At 72.7% G+C, this 20782-nt stretch carries 19 protein-coding genes; 15 read left to right on the top strand and 4 right to left on the bottom strand.

The genetic code is table 11. The features are described 5' to 3' along the window. The first annotated feature begins 390 nt into the window (after nt 1–390). From ADK67_RS31315 to ADK67_RS31300, 4 genes are read left to right on the top strand one after another with little or no spacing between them, the layout of a single operon-like run. A complete protein-coding gene (locus ADK67_RS31315; protein ID WP_053720150.1) occupies nt 391–1320 on the top strand; it encodes an ABC transporter ATP-binding protein in 930 nt (309 codons plus the stop codon). After that, a complete protein-coding gene (locus tag ADK67_RS31310; RefSeq protein ID WP_053720149.1) occupies nt 1313–2173 on the top strand; it encodes a hypothetical protein in 861 nt (286 codons plus the stop codon). Before ADK67_RS31315 ends, ADK67_RS31310 begins: the two co-directional genes overlap by 8 nt. Beyond that, on the top strand, nt 2170–3081 hold the full coding sequence (locus ADK67_RS31305; RefSeq protein ID WP_053720148.1) for an ABC transporter ATP-binding protein: 912 nt from the start codon (nt 2170–2172) through the stop codon (nt 3079–3081). The genes ADK67_RS31310 and ADK67_RS31305 overlap by 4 nt, the downstream gene beginning before the upstream one ends. Beyond that, on the top strand, nt 3078–3800 hold the full coding sequence (locus ADK67_RS31300) for an ABC transporter permease (RefSeq protein ID WP_053720147.1): 723 nt from the start codon (nt 3078–3080) through the stop codon (nt 3798–3800). The genes ADK67_RS31305 and ADK67_RS31300 overlap by 4 nt, the downstream gene beginning before the upstream one ends. Before the next feature lie 28 nt (nt 3801–3828). Here ADK67_RS31300 and ADK67_RS31295 read toward each other — a convergent pair whose 3' ends face one another. From ADK67_RS31295 to ADK67_RS31280, 4 genes are all read right to left on the bottom strand, one after another. Beyond that, complete coding sequence (locus ADK67_RS31295) at nt 3829–4641, bottom strand: SDR family NAD(P)-dependent oxidoreductase (protein ID WP_053720146.1); 813 nt, start codon at nt 4639–4641, stop codon at nt 3829–3831. A 78-nt stretch (nt 4642–4719) separates the two neighbouring features. Further along, nucleotides 4720–5610, bottom strand: a complete 891-nt coding sequence (locus tag ADK67_RS31290; protein WP_053720145.1) for a LysR family transcriptional regulator — start codon at nt 5608–5610, stop codon at nt 4720–4722. Nucleotides 5611–5698: 88 nt separating this feature from the next. Further along, complete coding sequence (locus ADK67_RS31285) at nt 5699–6958, bottom strand: MATE family efflux transporter (protein ID WP_053720144.1); 1260 nt, start codon at nt 6956–6958, stop codon at nt 5699–5701. 229 nt (nt 6959–7187) lie between these two features. Then, complete coding sequence (locus ADK67_RS31280; RefSeq protein ID WP_053720143.1) at nt 7188–7730, bottom strand: CGNR zinc finger domain-containing protein; 543 nt, start codon at nt 7728–7730, stop codon at nt 7188–7190. A 101-nt stretch (nt 7731–7831) separates the two neighbouring features. Between ADK67_RS31280 and ADK67_RS31275 the strand changes: the two genes are divergently transcribed. From ADK67_RS31275 to ADK67_RS31230, 11 genes are all read left to right on the top strand, one after another. Further along, nucleotides 7832–9085: an MFS transporter gene (locus tag ADK67_RS31275; RefSeq protein WP_053720142.1), complete on the top strand. Its 1254-nt coding sequence runs from the start codon at nt 7832–7834 to the stop codon at nt 9083–9085. A 306-nt stretch (nt 9086–9391) separates the two neighbouring features. Then, a complete protein-coding gene (locus ADK67_RS48345) occupies nt 9392–9619 on the top strand; it encodes a phosphopantetheine-binding protein (protein ID WP_197289700.1) in 228 nt (75 codons plus the stop codon). Next, nucleotides 9616–12708, top strand: a complete 3093-nt coding sequence (locus ADK67_RS31270; RefSeq protein ID WP_197289699.1) for a non-ribosomal peptide synthetase — start codon at nt 9616–9618, stop codon at nt 12706–12708. Before ADK67_RS48345 ends, ADK67_RS31270 begins: the two co-directional genes overlap by 4 nt. After that, nucleotides 12705–13367, top strand: a complete 663-nt coding sequence (locus ADK67_RS31265) for an alpha/beta fold hydrolase (RefSeq protein ID WP_053720140.1) — start codon at nt 12705–12707, stop codon at nt 13365–13367. Before ADK67_RS31270 ends, ADK67_RS31265 begins: the two co-directional genes overlap by 4 nt. Continuing rightward, on the top strand, nt 13360–14100 hold the full coding sequence (locus ADK67_RS31260; RefSeq protein ID WP_053720139.1) for an SDR family NAD(P)-dependent oxidoreductase: 741 nt from the start codon (nt 13360–13362) through the stop codon (nt 14098–14100). Before ADK67_RS31265 ends, ADK67_RS31260 begins: the two co-directional genes overlap by 8 nt. Before the next feature lie 7 nt (nt 14101–14107). Beyond that, complete coding sequence (locus ADK67_RS31255) at nt 14108–15364, top strand: glutamate-5-semialdehyde dehydrogenase (protein ID WP_053720138.1); 1257 nt, start codon at nt 14108–14110, stop codon at nt 15362–15364. Continuing rightward, the gene (locus tag ADK67_RS31250; RefSeq protein WP_053720137.1) at nt 15364–15645 is read left to right on the top strand and encodes an acyl carrier protein; all 282 of its coding nucleotides are present in this window, start codon (nt 15364–15366) and stop codon (nt 15643–15645) included. The genes ADK67_RS31255 and ADK67_RS31250 overlap by 1 nt, the downstream gene beginning before the upstream one ends. After that, nucleotides 15642–16955 carry a TrpB-like pyridoxal phosphate-dependent enzyme gene (locus tag ADK67_RS31245; RefSeq protein WP_053720136.1) on the top strand — a complete coding sequence of 438 codons (1314 nt, stop codon included), beginning with the start codon at nt 15642–15644 and terminating at the stop codon, nt 16953–16955. The genes ADK67_RS31250 and ADK67_RS31245 overlap by 4 nt, the downstream gene beginning before the upstream one ends. Continuing rightward, nucleotides 16952–18031: a hypothetical protein gene (locus tag ADK67_RS31240; protein WP_053720135.1), complete on the top strand. Its 1080-nt coding sequence runs from the start codon at nt 16952–16954 to the stop codon at nt 18029–18031. The genes ADK67_RS31245 and ADK67_RS31240 overlap by 4 nt, the downstream gene beginning before the upstream one ends. After that, complete coding sequence (locus tag ADK67_RS31235) at nt 18028–19545, top strand: class I adenylate-forming enzyme family protein (RefSeq protein WP_053720134.1); 1518 nt, start codon at nt 18028–18030, stop codon at nt 19543–19545. The genes ADK67_RS31240 and ADK67_RS31235 overlap by 4 nt, the downstream gene beginning before the upstream one ends. After that, nucleotides 19538–20782, top strand: coding sequence for an alanine racemase (locus tag ADK67_RS31230; RefSeq protein WP_082404079.1), 1245 nt, complete (start codon nt 19538–19540; stop codon nt 20780–20782). The genes ADK67_RS31235 and ADK67_RS31230 overlap by 8 nt, the downstream gene beginning before the upstream one ends.

Raw genomic sequence — 20782 nt, 5'->3', positions numbered from 1 at the left:
CGACGACCACGAGCACTCGACCTACAAGCCGTCCGTCCAGGTGCTCCCCACCTCCAAGACGATGTGGGGAGCACCTGCGGATCCGATGGACGGGTCGCTTTCGGGTGCCGGCACCCGCGGCAGCACGTCTGGCGGGCATCTTCGGGCTTGGACGCCACGAAGCCACGCGCGGGTCGAACGGGCCGGCGCCGAGGTTTCCCCCAGAGCGCAGCGACACCCATCGCCTTCCAGTCGGCGGCTACCGAAGAGATGGGGCCGCGTGCCGCGCGCGAAGACAGCGGCCTTGATCAATCGAGGTGGCGCTGAAGGCGGACCCTTAGGGGTCGGGAGGTCGCCGGACTCAGGGTGCGGCCGGATGTGGTGGTGGTCGGCGGGCCGTAGGGTCCTCGTGTGCCACTCATCGAGACCGCCGCGCTGGGAATGCGCTACGGCGGCGAAGTGACCGCGCTGGCGGACCTGACGTTGGAGATCGAGGCGGGTGTCGTCGGCTTGGTCGGGGTCAACGGCGCGGGGAAGACCACGCTGATCAAGCTCGCGCTGGGGCTGCTCACGCCCACCAGCGGGCGGATTCGTGTGCTCGGACTCGATCCGATCGCCGACGGGGAGCAGGTCCGGGCGAAGGTCGGCTACATGCCCGAGCACGACTGCCTGCCGCCGGACGTGGTCGCCGCGGAGTTCGTCACGCACATGGCGCGGGTCAGCGGGCTGCCCGCCGCCGCGGCGCGGGAGCGGGCGTCGGAGACGTTGCGGCACGTGGGGCTCTACGAGGAGCGCTACCGCCGGATCGGGGGGTACTCCACCGGCATGAAGCAGCGGGTCAAGCTGGCCCAAGCGCTGGTCCACGACCCCGAACTGCTGCTGCTCGACGAACCCACCAACGGGCTCGACCCGGCGGGCAGGCGGGCGATGCTGGACCTGGTGCACCGCATCGGCACCGAGTTCGGCATCTCGGTGGTGGTCTGCTCCCACCTGCTCGGCGAGATCGAGCGGATCTGCACGTCGCTGGTCGCCATCGACGCGGGCACCCTCCTGCGCTCGGCGACGCTGTCGTCGATGACCGAGCACAACGACCTGCTCGTGGTGGAGGTCGACGAGGGCGCCGAGCGGTTGGCCGCCGCGCTCACCGCCGGAGGCCTGGACGTGCGCCGCCGGAACCGCGTGCTGACCGTCCGCCTCGGCGAGGACGACGGCGCGGTGTACGACCTCATCCGGGACGCCGTCGCGGACCTCGACCTCAGCCTGCACCGGCTCGAACGGCAACGGCACCAGGTCGCCGACCTGTTCCGCGACCGTCCGGCCGAGGAGGTGTCCCATGTCTGAGTCCGGCGTCATCCACGACATCGGCTACCAGCGCTACACCGGACCGAGGCTCGGACCCGGCCACTCGGCCCGCGCGCTGTACGTCCACAGCGTCCGCAGCGCCTACGGCCTCGGCCGCAGCCCGTGGGCGAAGGTGCTGCCGATCGGGCTGATCGGCCTGGCCTCCCTCGCCTCGCTGATCATCGTGATCATCAACAGCCAGCTGCCCGAGCCGGTCCTCGACCAGGTCGGCATCGCCTCCACCTTCACCTTCGCCGCGGCGGTGTTCGTCGCGGTGGTCGCGCCGGAGCTGGTGTCGGTGGACCTGCGCACGAACCTGGTGCAGCTGTACCTGTCCCGTCCGCTGAGCCGGTCGAGCTACGCGCTGACCAAGGTCGCCGCGCTGGCCACGGCGACGTTCCTGCTGTTCGCGGCGCCCATGCTGATCATGTTCATCGGCATGGCCTTCAGCACCGACGACGGCGTCCCGGGCGTGCTGGAGGAGTTCGGCGCGCTGCTCCTCGGCCTGCTCGCCGCGGCCGTCCACGCCGTGCTGCTGGCGGCGCTGGGACTGCCGATCGCCTCGCTGTCGGGGCGGCGGGTGTTCGCCACCGGCATGATCATCGGCGTCTTCCTGCTCACCGCCCCGATCTCGGCGGTCCTGAGCGAGCTGGACTCCGGGACGATCGGCCGGCTCGCCGGGGTGCTCGACCCGGCCAGCCTGCTCAACGGGGTGGACCAGTGGTTGTTCGACGCGGACGTCAGCCTGGTCTCGATCGGCTCGTTCGGACCGGTGTACGGCCTGGTCACGGTCGCACTGGCCGTGCTGGGCACGATGGCCGCGGTGTGGCGGTACAAGGGGATGAAGTCATGAACACCGTCGAACTCGCCGGCGTCTCCCGCTGGTACGGCAACGTGGTCGCGGTCAACGACGTGACCCTGTCGATCGGTCCCGGGCTGACCGGCCTGCTCGGACCCAACGGCGCGGGCAAGACCACCGTCCTGCACCTGATGGCGGGCCTGCTGGCACCGTCGCAGGGCAAGGTCGTGATCGGCGGTGAGCCCGCTTGGGCCAACCCCGCCCTGTACCGCAAGCTCGGCCTGGTGACCGAGCGCGAGAGCGTGCCGGGATTCCTCACCGCGTGGGAGTTCGTCCTGGCGAGCGCCAAGCTGCACAAGCTCCCCGACCCCACGGCCGCCGCCCGCGCCGCGCTGGACGTCGTGGACCTGCGCGACGCGCAGGACCGCCGGATCTCCACCTACTCCAAGGGAATGCGCCAGCGGAGCCGGGTCGCCGCGGCGCTGGTGCACGACCCGGACGTGCTGCTGCTGGACGAGCCGTTCAACGGCATGGACCCCAGGCAGCGGATGCAGATGATGCAGCTGCTCGACCGCATGGCCGAGGAGGGGCGGACCATCGTGTTCAGCTCCCACATCCTGGAGGAGGTCGAGCAGCTCTCCGGCACCGTGCAGGTGATCGTGGCGGGCAGGCTCGCCGCCTCCGGCGACTACCGGCACATCCGGCGGCTGATGACCACCCGCCCGCACGTGTTCACCATCGCCTCCTCCGACGACCGCCTCCTCGCGACCGCGCTGATGGGCGAGCCGTCGGTCTCCGGGGTGAGCCTCGCCGAGGCGGGCCTGCAGGTGCACACCAGCGACTACGGAGCCTTCACCCGCGCCCTGGCCAAGCTCGCCAAGGCGCGGGACATCCGGCTGACCACGATCCTGCCTTCGGACGAGTCCCTCGAGAAGGTCTTCTCCTACCTGGTGACCACATGAACCCGACGATCATCCGCCTCACGGCGAGGGCCCTCCTCGGGCGCAGGCGCGTGCTGCTGCTGCTCCCGATGCCGATCGTCCTGATCGGGCTGACCCTGCTGGGCGTCAGCAGCGAGGACGAGTACGTGACCCCGTCCGACTGGGGCCCGCTGGTCTTCTCCAACCTCGGACTCGCGGTCATCCTGCCGCTGACCGCGCTGATCGTCGGCAGCAGCGTGCTCGGCCTGGAGATCGACGACGGCACCATCACCCACCTGATCACCAAGCCGCTGCCGCGCTCGGAGATCATCCTGTCCAAGCTCCTGGTGGCCTGGCTGGTGACCACCGGGGCCACCGCCCTGCCGCTGGCCGTCGCGGCCGTGATCGCGGGCTCCGGCACGTTGGCGGTCGGCTTGGTCGTCGGCACGGCCCTCGGCGCGTTGGCCTACAGCGCCCTGTTCCTCGCCCTGAGCGTGATGGCCAAGCGCCCGGTCGCGGTCGGCCTCATCTACATCGTGCTGTGGGAGAACCTGCTGGTGTCGTTCGTCGACGGCGCCCGCGTGTTCAGCATCCGCCAGCACGCGACGACCATCGCGGACGCGATCGGCGACACCCCGCTGATCTCCTCGACCCTGTCGGTGCCGACCGCGTTGATCATGGTGTCGGTGTTCGTCGTGGCGGGCACGGTCGGGGCGACCCGGCGGCTGCGGTCGTTCGCGTTGACGGGTGAAGCGAACTAGGTCGATCACCCGCTGCCGGGACCCAACCTCACCGGGCGGGTGCGCGGCCGGGGTCGAAGACGCGCGCCATCGTCAGGGCACTTCGTCGGCGGCTCAGGAGTCGGCTCGCGAGCACGCCGAGCCGGTTGGCGCGGCCGTCGATGACGACGGGGCCAGGGTTGCGGCCGTCGAGGTGCTTCAGGGCAGTGGTCACGACGTCGTCGGGCGTGCGTACTTTTCCGGCAGTCAGCACTGCCGCATCCGGCCCCAGCCCAGTCGTGAAATCGGTGGCGGTGGCGCCGGGGCAGACCGCGAACACGGTGACACCGGTGCCGCGCAGCTCTGTCCACAGTGACTCGGTGAAGCTGAGCGCAAAGGCTTTGGTGGCGCTGTAGACCGCCATCCGGGGAGAGGGCAGGTAGGCGGACACGCCGGCGACGTTGATGACGAAGCCGTGGCCGGCGTCCACCATCCCGGGGAGGAACGCGGCCGTCAGCCGCATCGGCGCCAGGGCGTTGACGGCGACCTCGGCGGAGAGCTGGTCGGGATCGAGTTCGACGAACGGGGCGAACGACCCGAACGCGGCGTTGTTGATCAAGCCGGTGACGCGGATGCCCCGCTCGGTGACCGCTTGCCGGAGTTCGTCGGCGACGCCTGGTCGGGAGAGGTCGGAGGGGATCACGTCGAGGCGGACACCGGTGGTGCGGCGGAGTTCGTCCGCCAACGACGTCAGCCGGTCGGCGCGCCGGGCGACGAGCACGAGGTTCGCGCCGCGTGCGGCCAGGGTCCTGGCGAAAGCGGCGCCGATGCCGGAACCCGCTCCGGTGAGCAGCACGGTCTGGGCGCGGTAGTCAATGGTCACGGCACCCAGCGAACCGGCGGCCGGCGCGCGCGTCCAAGATCCGTTTCGCACCTCGTCATGCACAAGCCGTATCGCGGGTCAGCTCTCGCGGACGAGCAGGTTCTCCGCGGAGCTGACGAACTCCGCGACGAGCGGGTTGGTCTCCTCGGCACGGCTGGCGACGACGACCCGGCTCGGCCCGGCCCCGTCGACAGGAACGGCGACCAGGTCGGGGCGCAGGGTGAAGCGCCGGTCATCGGCAGGAACGACAGCGATGGCGCTGCCCTCGGCGACGGCCTCGAGCTTGTCGGCGTAGGTGTCCGCCAGGATGGGGCCAACCGGGGCCGGACCACCGTCCTCCCGGGGTTCGAGCCGCCAGAAGCCGATCCAGTCCTTGCTCATGCCGGTGCAGCCGACGAGCGGTTCGGACCAGACGTCGGTCGCGTCGACGGACTCCTTGCCCGCGAAGCGGTGGGCGGTGGACGTGAGCACGACCAAGGGTTCGGTGTAGAGCGTCGTCACCGCGAGGTCGTCGGCCGGAATCGGCAGCGGTGCGCGGATGACCAGGGCGTCGACCTGCCGGTCCAACAGCGCGCCGGCGTCCCGGGAACTGAGGTGACGGGTGCGGACGTGGGCGCCGGGATGACGGTTTCGCAGGTCGCGGACGGCGGGCGTGATGACGAGGTCGTCGGCGTACCCGATGGTGATCGTGCGGGCAGGCGCCGCGGCGCGCGCGGTGAGCACCGCTTGCTCGGCGCTGTGCACCAGTTGCTGCGCCCGGGGGAGGAACGCCGCGCCGGCGGCCGTGAGCCGGCTGCCCTGGCTGGTGCGTTCCAGCAGGCGTACACCGAGCACGTTCTCCAGCCGCTGGATCTGGCGGCTCAGGGAGGGCTGGGCGACCCGCAGCTCCTCGGCCGCGCGAGCGAAGTTCAGCTGCTCGGCGACCGCCAGGAAGTACCGGACCAGTCGCAGATCCAGGTCAGGGAGCATGCTCGGAGGCTACCTCGCCATGCGGTTCCGTTAAGGCGAGGTGCGAAAGGGGTCTTGGACGGGTCCTTGCCCGAATCGGCGTGAGGGGTCAGCGCGTCCGCCGGACCAGGTGCCAGGCGCAGTACCAGCAGGTGGCGAAACCGATGACGTTGCTGACGGCGAGCAGTCGCGCCAGGGTGGTGCTGTCGACCGGCTGCGGCAGGGAGGAGGCGATCGCCGGCAGCGCCGCGAAGTAGACCGTGTTGAGGGCGAACGCCGCCGAGGCGCGGCCGATCTGTTCCAGGTAGGTCAACAGGGTGAGCGTTCCGCCGAACAACGCGGACGTCGGCCCCGTCCAGGCGAAGTAGTCGGCGGTGACCGCGACGATCGCCTCGTCCGAGGTGAGCAGTCGGGCAAGGGGATGGCGCAGGACGTACGCCAGGACGCCGATGCACGCATAGGCGGGGAGTGCCACGCGCAGGGTCGCGGACAGGCCCACCACGTCGATCTCCCGGCGTGACTGCCCGGGACGCAGGTTCGCGGCCACGGCGGCGCCGGAACCGATCGCCAGGGCCGGCACCATGAAGAACCCCGTCGCGTTCTGCCCCAGGCCGAAACCCGCGATGTCAGCCGTGCCTGCATCCCGCAAGACCCGCAGGTAGCCGAAGTTCACCGACGACAGCAGCAGGAACGTCGCCGCCACCGGCGCGCCGAAGGCCCACAACTCGCCGAGGGCGTCGCGCCTCAACCACCGCACCGACGTGTGCGGCAGGTGACCGCGCAGCAACACGGTCGCGGCCACACCGGCCGCGGCGCTCGCCACCAGCGTGCCGACCGGGACCGCCAGCACACCCAGGTCCGTGGTCGCGCCGAGAACGGCCATCGCCGCCATCGACAGCACGGTGAACCCCACCGACAGCAGCGAGGACGCGCCCGCGCGGCCCATTCCGCGCAGCACCGCGCCGCCCGCGTACGGCACCAGGCTCCCCACGCTGGTGAGGCACACGGCGACCACGAACGTCACCACCCCGGGACGGTCCTCCGCCGCCACGCCGAGCACACCCAGGATCACGCCGGACCCGGCGGTGAACACCGCCGCGGTGAGCACGAGCACGCCTCCGCCCACCACGAGGTGGGTGGGCAACGGCCTCAGCACGTCACGGCGCTCGTCGCGCGTCGCGATACCCGCCGACACCTGCGCCGCGACCACCAACCCCTCGGTCACCGCGAGGGCGAGGAAACCCACCGGTGCGTAGATCGCCCGGACGTACAACGCCTCGCCGCCCACTCGGCCCAGGAAAGCCAACGTCCACACTTGCAACACCAGGCCCGCCGACAAACCCACCAGGATCGAGGTGGAAAACCGCATGGTAGCGCTGACCAGGGCAGGCTCTCGCGCGACCGCCACGCCGTCATTTCCGCTCACTGAAGTCATGAGAGACCTTTCACGGCGAATTAGGCCTGCGACCTGGTCGTGCCGCCCCGAATGGGAATGATTCCCGCTGATATCTTCCGGGGACCGTAGCAAAATGTGCCGAAAATGTTCAAGCCGCGGTTTCGTCGTCGACTGCGACATCACGACCGTCGGGTGAACGCGGTCAGTCGACTTCTTGGAGGCGCAGTTCCCGCTGCCGCGCCGAGTAGCGCCGGGACTTCGCGCGGTTGCCGCAGACCCGCATCTTGCACCAGCGCCTGCTGTGGTTGCGCGACACGTCCCAGAAGACCCAGCCGCACACGTCGTCCGCGCACCGCTTCAGCCGCTGCGACTCGCCGGTGGTCACGAGCTCGGACCAGGCGATGGCCAGGCGCGCCAAGGCCCGGTCCACGGGGGGCAGGCCCGGTGCGGGCACCAGTCCGCCGGCGGTGAGGCTGACGAGCACCGGCAGATCCGTGAGCACGGCCTCGCCCGCGGCCAGTCCGTCCGGTTGGGCCTGGCCGAGCGCGGACCGGACGCCGGCGCGCAGGGCGAGCAGCCGGCGGTGGTCATCGGCCGTCAGCGGCACGGGTTCGTCCACCAGGCCGTGAGCGTGCAGCCAGGCCGCGGCCGGCTCGGCGTCGGCCAGGTCGTCGGTTCCGTCCTCCAGGTCGACGGTGTTGGCGAACGACCTGGTCAGCTCCGCTGCCGGGGACGGTTCGATCATGTTCCCACCACCTAACCCGGTTGATGGTTACCCCGGACTGCTCTAGGGTAACCCGCACGTCACAACTGACCGGCTAACGCGATAGATGGTTAGGGGACCGGATGACGACCACGGACGTGCCTGCCGGCGTCGACCGGACCAGCAGTCGCAACACCGCGGTGCTCGTCGCCTTCACCGCCGTCACCAACCTCGCCGACGGCGTGACCAAGGTCGTCCTGCCGCTGATGGCGACCGCGCTGACCAGCTCGCCGCTGCAGATCTCGGCGGTCGGGCTGACGCTGACGCTGCCGTGGCTGTTGGTGGCGTTGCACGTGGGCGTGCTGGTCGACCGGGTCGACCGCCGCCGCCTGCTGTGGGTCGCCAACGGGATGCGCCTGGTGGTGGTCGCCTTCCTGCTGGTCGCGGCGGCTTCGGAGGCCACCACCCTGCCCATGCTGTACGCGGGCGGCCTGACCCTGGGCGTCGCCGAGGTCATCGCGCTGACGTCGGCGGGCGCGCTCGTGCCCGACGCGGTCGCCCCCGCCGGTCGTGAACGCGCCAACACGTGGGTGGCGGGCGCGGAGACCGTCTGCAACGAGTTCTGCGGCCCCTTCGTGGGCGGCCTGCTGGTGGCGGCGGGCGCGTCGGTGGCCCTGGGCTCCACCGCGGTGGCCTACGTCATCGGCATCGGGGTGCTGGTGTTCCTGGTGGGCAAGTTCCGCGTGGCGCGGGCGCAGGACTCGGGGAGCAGGTCGGTCCGCGGTGACATCGCCGAAGGGCTGAAGGTGCTGTGGCACAACCAGGTCCTGCGCCTGATGGCGCTGGTGCTGACCGTGCTGTGCGCGTGCTGGGGCGCGTGGCTCGCGCTGATGCCGCTGATCGCCACGACCGCCATGGGTCTCGACGCCCGCGGCTACGGCTTCGTGCTCAGCGCGCTCGGCGTCGGCGGCTTGGTCGGCGCGCTGACCGTCGGCCCGCTCAACCGCCTGCTCGGCCGCCGCACGGTCATGTTCGTCGACATCATCGGCACGCTGGCGATGGTCGCCGTCCCGGTGCTGACCACGAACGCCGTGGCGGTGGGCGCCGCGGCGTTCTTCGGCGGCCTCGGCGGCACGCTGTGGACGGTGAACTCGCGCACGATCACCCAGCTGCTCGTGGAGCAGGAGATGATGGGCCGGTTCAGCGCCGCCATGAGGCTGTTCAGCTGGGGTGCGATGCCGGTCGGTGCGGCCCTCGTTGGCGTGCTGGCCGAGTGGTTCGGCTTCCGGGTGGCCTTCGCGGTGTTCGCCTTGGCCACCGCCGCGCTCATCGTGCCGTTCCTGCGCACCTTCACCCCGGCCGTGCTGAGCCGGATCTACGCCAAGACCCAAGCCTGACCCACCCACAGGGGCAGGCTCTCCCCAGCCGCGGTCGCGCACACCCCCAGGCGCGACCGCGGCTCCTTTTTGCCCGTAGGGTTCCCCTCGATCGTCCGAGAGGCTGACGACTCGGACCGCGAGGTTTTCCCGAAGATCGGTAGACGTATTTTCGGAATTTGTTCCGGGCGCTCCTATTCGACTATCGGCTGTTTCTATGGACTACCCCGAACCGGGCTTGATGGGCCTGCCCGGCGGCAGCATCCTGGCTTCATCGCCTTCGGTGTTCAAGCAGCCCACCTGGGAGTTTGGTCGATGGATCCTGCCGTGCGCACTTTCGTTGATGACATTGACGCCACAATTCGGCGGTTCGTCCGCGTTCCTTTCACCGACGCCTCGACGTTGGCCGAGATCGGGCTCGACTCGCTGACCACGCTGCGCGTCGTGGCCGCGCTCGTGCCCGACGGCGACCGCGAGATCGACCTCGCGGAGCTGGCCGACCTCAAGACGCTGGGCCAGTTCCGGGCGTGGGTCGCCGGGCAGGTGACCCGGTGACCGCCACGATCAGCTCCACCCCGGTGACCGAGTCGCAGCTCGGCCTGCTGGTGGTGCACCGCTCGGTCCCCGTCGGGAACCTCTACAACGTGCTGGTCGAGCTGCAACTCGACCCGACGCGTTCGGCCGCCGAGGTGCGCGCCGCGCTCACCGCCGTGCTGAACGCGCAACCCGCGCTGCGCCTGGCCTTCCGCGAACTGCCCGAGCCCGCCGCCTGGCTGCGCGAGCCGTTCACGCCGGAAGAGGCGCCGCTGCGGCACGTGCCGGTGGACCGCGACTTCGCCGAGCGCACCCGCCGGGAACTGGCGGAACTGGCCGCCGCGGGCTTCGACCTCGGCGAGGCGCCGCTGCTGCGCGCCGTGCACCTGCACGCGGGCGACGAGTCGGTGCTGCTGATCTCGGTGCACCACACCGTGTTCGACGGGTACTCGCTGCAACCGCTGGTCCGCGACCTCGACGCCGCGCTGGCCGGCGACCTCGACGTGGCCGGGGTACGCCCGGTGCGCGAACGGGCGCTGCTGCGCGAACTCGACGCCCAGGTCAAAGCAGGCGCGGCGGACACCGTCGAGGAGCAGGCCGCGGCGATCGGCGCACGGCTGCGCGAGACCACCGCGACCGTGCTGTACCCGCGGCCCAACCGTCCCGCCACCACGGACTTCCGCGGCGCCCGCCGCGAGCTCCCGCTGTCGCCGGAGCGCTCCGCCGCGGTGGACCGCGCGATCACCGCGCTCGGCGTCACGCCCTTCACCTTCTTCTGCTCCGCCTACTCGGCCGTGCTCGCCCGGCACAGCGGGACCGACCAGGCGGTCTTCGGCAGCCCGCTGATGGCCCGGCGCACCGTCGGCTCCCACGACCTGTGCGGCTTCTTCGTCAACACGCTGCCGCTGGTGGTGGACGTGGACTGGGACCTGAGCTTCGCCGAGCACGCGCGCACCGCGGTGGACCGGGAGGTCGACGGGGTGCGTCGCGCGGTCACCGTGCCGTTCAGCCGGGTCGTCCGGCACGCCGCGCCGGACCGCGGCGGCAACCGCAACCCGTTGTTCTCCGCGATGCTGGCGATGCAGGACTCGACCGGCACCCCGCCCGGTTCGGCTGTGCGCTCCGTGCGCGAGCACGGCACGGGCACCGCGAAGTTCGACCTGTGGCTCGGCGTCACCCCCACCCCGGACGGCTGGCTGCTGGAGCTGGAGCACGACGTCGCGCTGCTGCCCGAGCCGATCGCCGCCGCCGTCGCGGACTCCCTGCTGCACGCCCTCGACCGGGCCGCCGCGGACCCCTCGACGCCGCTGCGGGACCTGTTCGTGGACGCCTCGGTGGAGGAGGCGCACCGCGCGGACGGGTTCTACCGTGAACCGCCGTGCGCGGACCTGGACGGCTGGCTGGCGCGGGTCGCCGCCGGACGGCCGGCAGCCGTGGCGGTCGAGGAGGAGGGCCGCGCCCTCACCTACGCCGAGCTGGCTCGTGAGGTCGCCGCCGTCGCGGCCGGGCTGCGCGGGCACGGCGTCGAGCCGGGGCAGGTCGTCGGCCTGACCACGACCACCCTGGTGGACACCGTCGTGGCGATGCTGGCCGTGCTGCGGCTGCGGGCCACGTTCCTGCCGCTGGACCTCGCGCTGCCCGCCGAGCGGCTGGCCCACATGGTCGGCAAGGCCGACTGCCGCATCGCCGTCGGCGGGGGAGACCCGGGCGTGCCGGTGTTCCCCGTGGCCGGGCTGCGCGTCGGCGGCGACACCGCGCACGAGACCGGCGGACCGTCCGAAGAGGACGGTGTCTACGTCATGTTCACCTCGGGCTCGACCGGCAACCCCAAGGGCGTCCTGATGCACAACCGCCCGCTGGTCAACCTGACCGCGTGGCAGCTCGCCGCGCTCGACATGGACGAGGGCACCCGGTTCCTCCAGTACGCGCCGCTCGGGTTCGACGTGTCCTTCCAGGAGATCGTGCCGACGCTGGCCGCGGGCGGCACGGTGGTCTCCCGCGAACCCGCCGACCGCCGGGACGTCCCGGCGGTGGTGCGCCGCGTGCTCGACACCGCAGTCACCCACGTCTACCTGCCGGTGGCGGCGCTGCGGCCGTTCGTCCAGGCCGCGGAGGGGCTGCGGTTCGAGCACCTGAGGTACGTGTGCGTCTCCGGCGAGCAGCTCACCGTCAACGACGAGGTGCGCGACTTCTTCGCCCGCCACCCCGGTGTCCGGCTGGTCAACCTCTACGGCCCGACCGAGACGCACGCGGTGACCACCCACCGACTGTCCTCTGAGGACTCGAACTGGCCCTCGCACGTGCCGATCGGCGTGCCGCTGACCGGCGTGACCGCCCAGGTGGTGGACCGCACCGGCCACCTCGCGCCGCGCGGCGTCGTCGGCGAGCTGCTGCTGGGCGGAGCCTGCCCGGCCCGCGGCTACATCAACGAGCCGGAGCGCACCGCCGAGCGGTTCGTGCCCGACCCGCGCGGCACGACCCGCTACCGCACCGGCGACCAGGTGCTGTGGGACGCCGACGGCGTGCTGGTCTTCCTCGGCCGCGACGACCACCAGGTGAAGATCCGGGGCTACCGCGTCGAACTCGGCGAGGTCGAGGTCGTCGCGCAGCAGCACCCCGGCGTGCGCCGGGCGGTGGCCGTCGCGCGCGGCGACGGCGCGGACCGCCACCTGGTGCTGTTCGTCCAAGCCGACGCACCGGACCTGGAGGCTCTGCGCCGCCGGTTGGCCGACGCGCTGCCGCCGTACATGGTGCCGCTGCACGCGTTCACCGTGGACGAGGTGCCCCTGACCGGCAACGGCAAGGTCGACCGCGCCGCCCTGCTGCGGCAGGCGGACGCGCTGGTCGGCGAGCAGCGGGCGGACGAGGCCGGGCGCACCACGACCGACGACCCGCTGGAGGCCGGGCTCCAGGCCCTGTGGGCGGAGCTGCTGGACCACCCCGCGCCCCCGCTCGACCGCTCGCTGCTGGAGATCGGCGCGCACTCGCTCAACGCGCTGGTCGCGCTGAGCCGCGTGGAGCAGGAGCACGGCGTGCGCGTCCCGATCCTCGACTTCTTCCGCGACCCCACCGTGGCCGCGCTGGCCGCTCTGGTCCGGGAGCGCCGATGACCACCGCGCGCGAAGCGGACCTGCTGGTGGAGCTGGCCGCGGGCGACGGCGCGCCCACCCTGCTGCTGCACCCGGCGGGAGGCGGCATCGGACCGTACTTCGGCATCGCCGCCGAACTGGCGGCGCGCGGCCCGGTGCGCGCGATCCGCGCCGCCGGCCTGCTGCCGGGCGAGGTGCCCGACGACGACCTGACCGCGATGGCCGACCGCTACGCGGCCCTCGTGGACCAGCCGCCCGCCCTGCTGTTCGGCTGGTCCATGGGCGGCGTGCTGGCCTGGGAGCTGGCCGCCAGGTTCGCCGAGCGGGGCGCCCGGCCCGCGGTGGTGATGGTGGACAGCACCGCCGACCCGGAACCGGTGGACGACCGGCTGCGCGAGAAGGTCGTGGCCTCCTCCGGGTTCACGCCCACCGCGGCCGACCGGGAACGCGTCGCCGCCGTCACCGACGCCCACCTGCGGGCGGTCGACCGGCACCGCGTCCGCGCCCGCTACGACGGGCCCGCGCTGCTGGTCCGCTGCCCCGACAACACCGACACCCGGTGGCCCGAGCTGGCGCCCCGCCTGTGGACCAGGCGCCTGGACTGCGGCCACTTCGACGTCTTCGCCCCCGACCACCTGCCGACCCTGGTCGCGCACACCAAGGAGTTCCTCGATGACTGATCCGCTCGCCGTGGTCAGCGGCGGCACCAGGGGCATCGGCCTGACCCTGACCACCCGCCTGGTGAAGCTCGGGTACCGCGTCGTGGCGCTGTACCGGGGCGACGCGGACGCCGCGGCCCGACTGGTGGCCGAGCACGGCGACCGGGTGGCCGCGGATCGGGTCGACGTCGCCGACCCGGCCGCGGTCACCGCGTGGGCCGAACGGCTGCTCGTCGCGCACGGCACGCCCGCGGTGCTGGTGAACAACGCCGGCGTCAACGTCGACCGGCCGTTCCTGGAGATGACGGAGGAGGACTGGTCCACCGTCCTCGACACCAACCTGTCCGGTCCGTTCCGGCTGACGAAGGCGCTCGCGCCGGCCATGCTCGCGGCCGGCTCCGGGAACGTGGTCAACGTCGGCGCCACGACCGGCATCCGCCCCCGGCTCAACGGCGTCAACTACTGCGCCAGCAAAGCCGGTCTGCTCCAGCTCACCAAGTGCCTCGCGCTGGAGCTGGCCCCGGCCGTGCGGGTGAACTGCCTGATCCCCGGCATGACCGACACCGAAGAGCTGCGGACCCGGTTCCGGCTCGACGACCCCGACCGGCTGGCCGCGGTGCTGGCCGAGATCCCCCGACGACGCCTTGGTTCCACCGACGACATCGCCGACGCCCTGGAGTTCCTGGTCAGCCCGCAGAGCGGCTACCTGACGGGTCAGAAGCTGATCGTCGACGGCGGCCAGTTCATGTGGTGAGGAGACCATGACCGAGCAGTTGCTGAGTTCCGCACGCGCCGCGCTGCACGCGGCACCACCGGTCGGCGACCCGGCCTACCGCCGCTACTGCGGGGCGCTCGCCGAACACCTGACCAGCTCGTGGCCCTTGGTGCTCAAGGCGAACGAGGAGGACGTCGCCGCGGCCCGCCGCCGAGGGCTCCCGCCCGTGCTGGTGGAGCGGTTGCGGCTCACCGAGGACCACCTCGACGGCCTGCTGCGGCTGATCGACGCGGTCACCGCCGAGCTTGGCCCGGCGACCACGCCCGCGCCACCGGTCCCGATCGGCGACTGGGGCGCGCTGCGCAAGGTGCCCAAGCCGCTGGGCGTGGTCTTCATGGTCTACGAGGCCCGCCCGACCGTCACCGTCGAGGGCGCGCTGATCCCGGTGGTCGCCGGCAACAGCGTGCTGCTGCGCGGCGGCAAGGAGATGGCGGCCACCGACGAGGCCCTGGCCACCGCCGTGCACGGTGCCCTGGTCTCCGCCGGGCTCCCGGCCGGCCTGGTCACGGTGATCGAGGACCCGGACCGCTCCGTGTTCCGGGCGCTGCTGCGCCGGCCGGACGCGGTGGACGTGCTGATCCCGCGCGGCAGCCCCGCGCTGATCGACTTCTGCCGCTCGGCGGGCTCCATCCCGGTGATCGCCAGCGGCGGCGGCGTCAACCACCTCTACGTGCACGGCAGCGCGGACCTCGCGCGGGCCGCCGCGATCGCCTTGGACAGCAAGCTCGCGGAGCCCTCCGCGTGCAACACCCTGGAGCTGGTGCTCGTCGACGAGCACGTGGCCGACGACTTCGTCGCAGAGGTCGTCCGCACCGGCGCCGACGTGACCCTCAAGCTCGGGGGTGGGCTCAAGGCGGAGCCGGGCGGCGGCGTGCGGATCGCCGAGCTGGCGTCGCACGACCTCGGCCGCGAGTTCCTGGAGCCGACCATCGGCGTGCTGCCGGTGCCCGACGTGGACGCCGCCGTCGAGCACGTCCGCCGCTACGGGTCGGCGCACACCGAGGGCGTGGTGAGCGCCGACGACGCCGCGATCGAGCGGTTCACCCGCGGCGTGGACGCCGCCGCGGTCGTGGTGAACGGCTCGCTGCGGCTGCACGACGGCCCGACCCTCGGGCTTGGCTCCGAGATCTCGATCAGCACCGGCCGGCTGCACGTGCGCGGCCCGGTGACCGTCTCAGCGCTGCTCACCCACACCTGGGTCGTCGAGGCCCGCGGTGCGCTGCGCGCCGAAAGGGGGAACTGATGTCCGTCGAGGCACAGGACCGCGTGACCGTCACCCGCGCGGTCAAGACCGTCGTGATCGCCGAGTCGCGGTTGTCGATCGACCCCGACGCGGTCTCCGGCGACGAGCCGTTGAACGGCGAGCTGCTGCGGGTCAACTCGTTCGGCTTCGTCGGGATGCTCGTGCGGCTGGAGGACGACCTGGGCGTGACGCTGCCCGACGACCTGTTCGTCGGCCGCACCTTCACCACCGTCGACGACCTCGTGTCCGTCGTGCTCGACGCGGTGGAGGCGGCGCGATGACCGGACTGCCCACGAGCTGGCGCAGCGTGCTGCCGCACCTCACCACCCCGCTGCCCGACGACCGCTCCCCGGACCACGTCGCCGGTAGCGGCATCGGCGTGAACCTGCCCATGGAGCTGGTGCGCCAGAGCATCCAGCCGCGCGAGTACTGGCAGATCCCCGACGAGGTGCTGGACGCCTACCGCAAGTTCCGGCCGACCCCGCTGTGGCGGGCCACGGGCTTCGAGGAGGCGGTCGGCGCGAAGGTGCCGGTCTACGTGAAGTACGAGGGCGGCAACATCTCCGGCAGCCACAAGCTCAACACCGCGCTCGCCCAGGCCTACTACTACAAGCGGGCCGGCGTGGAGGAGTTGGTCACGGGCACCGGCGCGGGCCAGTGGGGCACCGCCCTGGCCGCCGCCTGCGCCCTGTTCGGCTTGCGCTGCACCGTGTTCATGGTCGGGTCGAGCCTGGCCCGCAAGCCCTACCGCGGCGTGCTGATGCGGATGCTCGGCGCGGAGGTGCTGGCCAGCCCGACCGGCACGACGAAGGTCTCCCGCGAGACGCGGGGGCAGGGCAACAGCCTGTCGCTGGCCATCGGCGAGGCGGTGGAGTACGCCGCGGGCAAGCCGGGCGCCGCGTTCTGCATCGGCAGCGGCGAGACCTACAGCATCCTGCACCAGTCGGTGATCGGCATCGAGGCGATCGTGCAGCTGGCCGAGCTGGACGCCGACGTGGACGCGGTGGTCGGCTGCGTCGGCGCGGGCTCCAACTTCGGCGGCATCGCGCTGCCGTTCCACGCGGAGGCCGCCGCCACCGGCGCCCGGCCGCCCCGGCTCGTCGCCGCGGAGTCCAGCTCCACGCCCAAGCTGACCCGGGGCGTGTACGCCTACGACCAGACCGACGCCACCGGCACCGGCCCGCTGGAGGCCATGTACACCATCGGCAGCTCCTACGCGATCCCCGACTCGCACTCGGCAGGCCTGCGCTACCACGGCGCGGCCAAACTGGTCTCCGCGATGCGGCACGCGGGCCAGGTCGACGCCGTCGCGGTCGACCAGGTCGAGGCGCTGGAGGCGGGCCGCCGCTTCACCGTGCGCGAGGCGGTGTTGCCCGCACCCGAGTCCGGGCACGCGCTGGCCGCCGCGGCGCGGCTCGCGGCCGACGGCGCCGAGCGCGGCGTGCTGGTCTGCGTCAGCGGCCACGGCTACCTGGACCTGGCGGCGTACCAGCAGCTGCTGGACGGCGAGCTGAGCGACCAGGCCCCGGCCGAGGAAGCGTTGCTGGCGGCGGTGGCCGGGCTGCCGCGCGTGGAAGGGGCGCGGCTGTGACCGCCTCGACCGGGACCGTCGTGCGCGCCGAGCTGCTGGACTGCGTGCAGGCCAACCTGGCGCTGCTGGCCGACCGCCGGCACGGCCCGGGACGGCACCTCGCGCTCGGCGCGCGGCTGCGGTTCGCGCCCGTGCCCGGCCCGAACGGGCTGCCCACCGTGGAACGGGCACTGGACGACCACCTGCGCGACGCGCGTCACCTGCTCGGCCTGGCCGTGGTCGACCGGTGGCACGCCACCACGTCGGCGGACCTGCCGCGGGGCCACGACCTGGTGTACGTGGTCGCGGACGCGTTCCACCTGCCGTGGGTGCCCTACCGCGGGCACAAGCACATGGACCACAGCTTCCTGGTGGAGCCGGGGCCGGCCGGCTGCACCGTGCACGACGCCTACCACAACGACACCCAGTGGGGCCCGGCGCGACCGGGGCGCTGGGAGCTGACCGCGGCGGAGCTGTCGGCCGCCGTGCCGGACGGCGCGCGGGTGTTCCGGCTCGAACCGGTGGACCGGCCCGCCGACGTCCGGCCGCGGCAGCACCACGCCGAACCGGACGTCGTGGACGCCTACGCGCGGGCCTACCGGGAGCACCCCGACCGGGTGGCCGCGCTGGACCGGCTGACCCTGGAGACGTGGCTGCTGGCCAGGTCCCGGCGGCTGCACGCGGCGTGCCACGACGAGCCCGCCGCGTTCGAGGAGCACGTCCGGCAGTGGGAGGCGCTGGCCGAGCAGACCTACCTGGCCTACCGCCGGGTGGCGCGCGGCCGGCCGGAGCCGCCCGGCGTGCTGCCCCGGCTCGTCGACCTGCTCGCGGCCGACCGGGTCGTGTTCGACGGGCTGCGGCGCGAGATCGCGGCCGTGGTGGCGCGGGTGCTCAACGTCGAACCCGCCGAGGTCCTGGGCGGCGAGCCGTTCCCGTCCTTCCCGTCGTTCTCCTCGTTCCGGGTGGTCGACATCGTGGAACGCCTGGAGTCCGCCCTCGGCGTCGAGTTCGACGCCGACGACCTGGTGCCGGAGAACCTGCACCGGCTGGACGACCTGTGCCGTCTCGTCTCTCGCGCCTCAGGAGGACCGGCATGACGACCCTGCTGCACGACCTGATCGACGCGGCGGAGCGGACCTGGCCGGACCGGCCCGCGGTGTCCACCGCCACCGACCTGCTCACCCACCGGCAGGTGGCGGAGGGCAGCCGCCGGCTGGCGTCGTGGCTGACCGACCGGGGCGTGGCCCGGGGCGACCGGGTGGTCCTGGTCGCGCCGTCCGGCACGCTCGTCCCGGTGCTGGTGTACGCGGCCTCGCGGATCGGCGCGGCGTTCACCGTCCTGCACGAGCAGACCCGCGGCCGACCGCTGGAGCACGTGCTGGACGACAGCGAACCCGCCCTGCTGGTCGCGGCCGAGGAGGAAGCGCGTGCCGCAGCGCGGTTCCGCGGCATCCGGGCCACCTCGCCCGAGGAGGTCGAGGCCGCGGCCTTCGCCGACGCGCCTGTCGGCTCGGACGCGCCCACCCTGGCCGACACACCTGTCCGCTCGGGGCCGTTGGCGGTGGACCCGGTCTGCCTCATCTACACCTCCGGCACCACCTCGCTGCCCAAGGCCGTGGTGAGCACGCACCAGCAGGTCGTGTTCGCGGTCGGCGCGATCCAGTCGCAGCTGGCCTACCGCCCGGACGACGTCGTCTACTGCCCGCTGCCGCTGTCCTTCGACTACGGGCTGTACCAGCTGTTCCTGGGCGCGGCGAGCGGCGCGCACGTGCGGCTGGGGCAGCCGGCTGAGGTGGGGCCGTCCCTGCTGCGCAACCTCGTGGGTGCGGGGGCGACGGTCCTCGCGTCGGTGCCCGCCGTGGCCGAGACGTTGGCCCGGCTGGTCAAGCGCTCCGGTGGCGCGGGCGTGCCACCGCTGCGGCTGCTGACCAACACCGGCGCGGCCATGCCGGTGGAGCCGCTGACCGTGCTGCGCGCCGCGATACCGACCCTGCGGGTGCAGCTGATGTACGGCCTCACCGAGTGCAAGCGGGCCGCGATCATGCCGCCGGACGGCGACCTGGAGCGGCCCGGCGCGTCCGGCCGCGCCCTGCCGGGCACGGAGCTGTTCGCGATCGACGCGGACGGCAGGCGGCTGCCGCCCGGCGAGATCGGCGAGCTGGTCGTGCGCGGGCCCAACGTGATGGCGGGCTACTGGCGGCGGCCGGAGCTGAGCGCCCAGCGCTTCCACCGCGCCGAAGGGCTCTTCCCGGAGTTGCGCACCGGCGACTACGGCCGGCTCGACGAGGACGGCTACGTGTACTTCGACGGCCGCCGCGACGACATCTACAAGCAGCGCGGCTTCCGGGTCAGCGCGACCGAGGTGGAGGCCGCCGTGCGGCGGGTGCCCGGCGTGGAGTCCGCGGTGGTGCTCCCACCGGACGGCGACCGGTCCGCGGTGCTGGTGGTCGTCGGGCAGCTCACCGCGGACGAGGTCACCACGCTGCTGAAGGACGAGATCGAAGAGTTCAAGATCCCCCATCGCTGCGTGGTGGCCCCCTCGCTGCCGCTGACCGGCAACGGGAAGGTCGACCGCAAGGCCCTGCTGCAGGAGGTGGTCGGCGGTGTCTGAGGACCAGGCCGTGCCCGGGAACCTGGCCGTCGCCACGGCCCTGCGGGAGGGCGTGGAGACCCCCGCCTACGTCTACGACCTGTCCGAGGTGCGGGCGAACCTCGCACGGCTGCGCTCGGCGCTGCCCGAGCGGTCCGGCCTCTACTACTCGCTCAAAGCCAACCCGCACCCCCACGTGCTCGCCGCGCTGCGGGAGGGCGGCGCGCGGGCCGAGGTCTGCTCGCCGGGCGAGCTGGACGCCGCGCTCGCCGCCGGCTGGCCCGCGGACACCCTGCTCTACAACGGGCCGGGCAAGCGGGACGCCGACCTCGCCCGCGCCCTGCGCCTGGGCGTGCGGGAGTTCTCCGTCGACTCGCCGCACGCGCTGGACCAGCTGGACGCGGTGGCGCGCGCGGAGTCGGTCCAAGTCCGCTGCCTGCTGCGGATCAACGACGACCAGCCGGAACCGGGCCAGGGCCTCACCATGACGGGCGTCACCTCGCAGTTCGGCGCGGACGTCGGCTGGGTGCTGGCTGAGCCCGCGCGCTTCGGCGACCGCGACCACGTCGAGGTCGTCGGCCTGCACCTCTACATGGGCACCAACTTGGCGGGCGTCGACGAGCTGCTCGCCCAGTTCGCCCGCAGCCTGGCCACCGCGGCGAAGCTGCGCGCCGAGGGCTTCCGGGTCGACGTGCTCGACCTGGGCGGCGGGTTCGGCGCGCCGTTCGGGAAGGAGGGCGGCGCGGTCGACCTGGCCGGGCTGCGCGAGGGCCTGCACGACTTGCTCGACGAGCACGCGCCCGGCTGGCGCGGCGGTGCGCCGGAGGTCGTCTTCGAGTCCGGCCGCTACCTCGTCGGCACAGCCGGGTCGCTGGTGACCGCCGTGCTCGACGTGAAGCGGTCGCACGGCCGTGACGTCGTCGTGCTGGAGTCGGGCATCAACCACCTGGGCGGCATGGCCGGGCTGCGCCGCCTGCCACCGCTCAACCCGACGCTGGTCCACTCGGCGGGCGTCGGACCGGCGGAGCCGACCGTCGTGGCCGGACCGCTGTGCACGCCGCTGGACACCTGGTCGCGCGGCGCGCGGCTGCCGCGGCTGCGGCCGGGCGACCTGATCGCCGTGCCGAACGTCGGCGCTTACGGCCTGTACGCCTCCCTGGTCGCCTTCCTCGGCCAACCCTGCCCGGTGGAGGCCGTGGTGGACGGTGACCGGCTGGTCCACACCTCCCGCCTCGACCTGACCCGAGTTCCCCGCTGA

The organism is Saccharothrix sp. NRRL B-16348 (genome assembly GCF_001280085.1).
In the GTDB taxonomy this organism is placed as follows: domain Bacteria; phylum Actinomycetota; class Actinomycetes; order Mycobacteriales; family Pseudonocardiaceae; genus Actinosynnema.
Note: the sequence above shows the minus strand (reverse complement) of the source record. Positions and strands in the feature narration are given on the sequence as shown.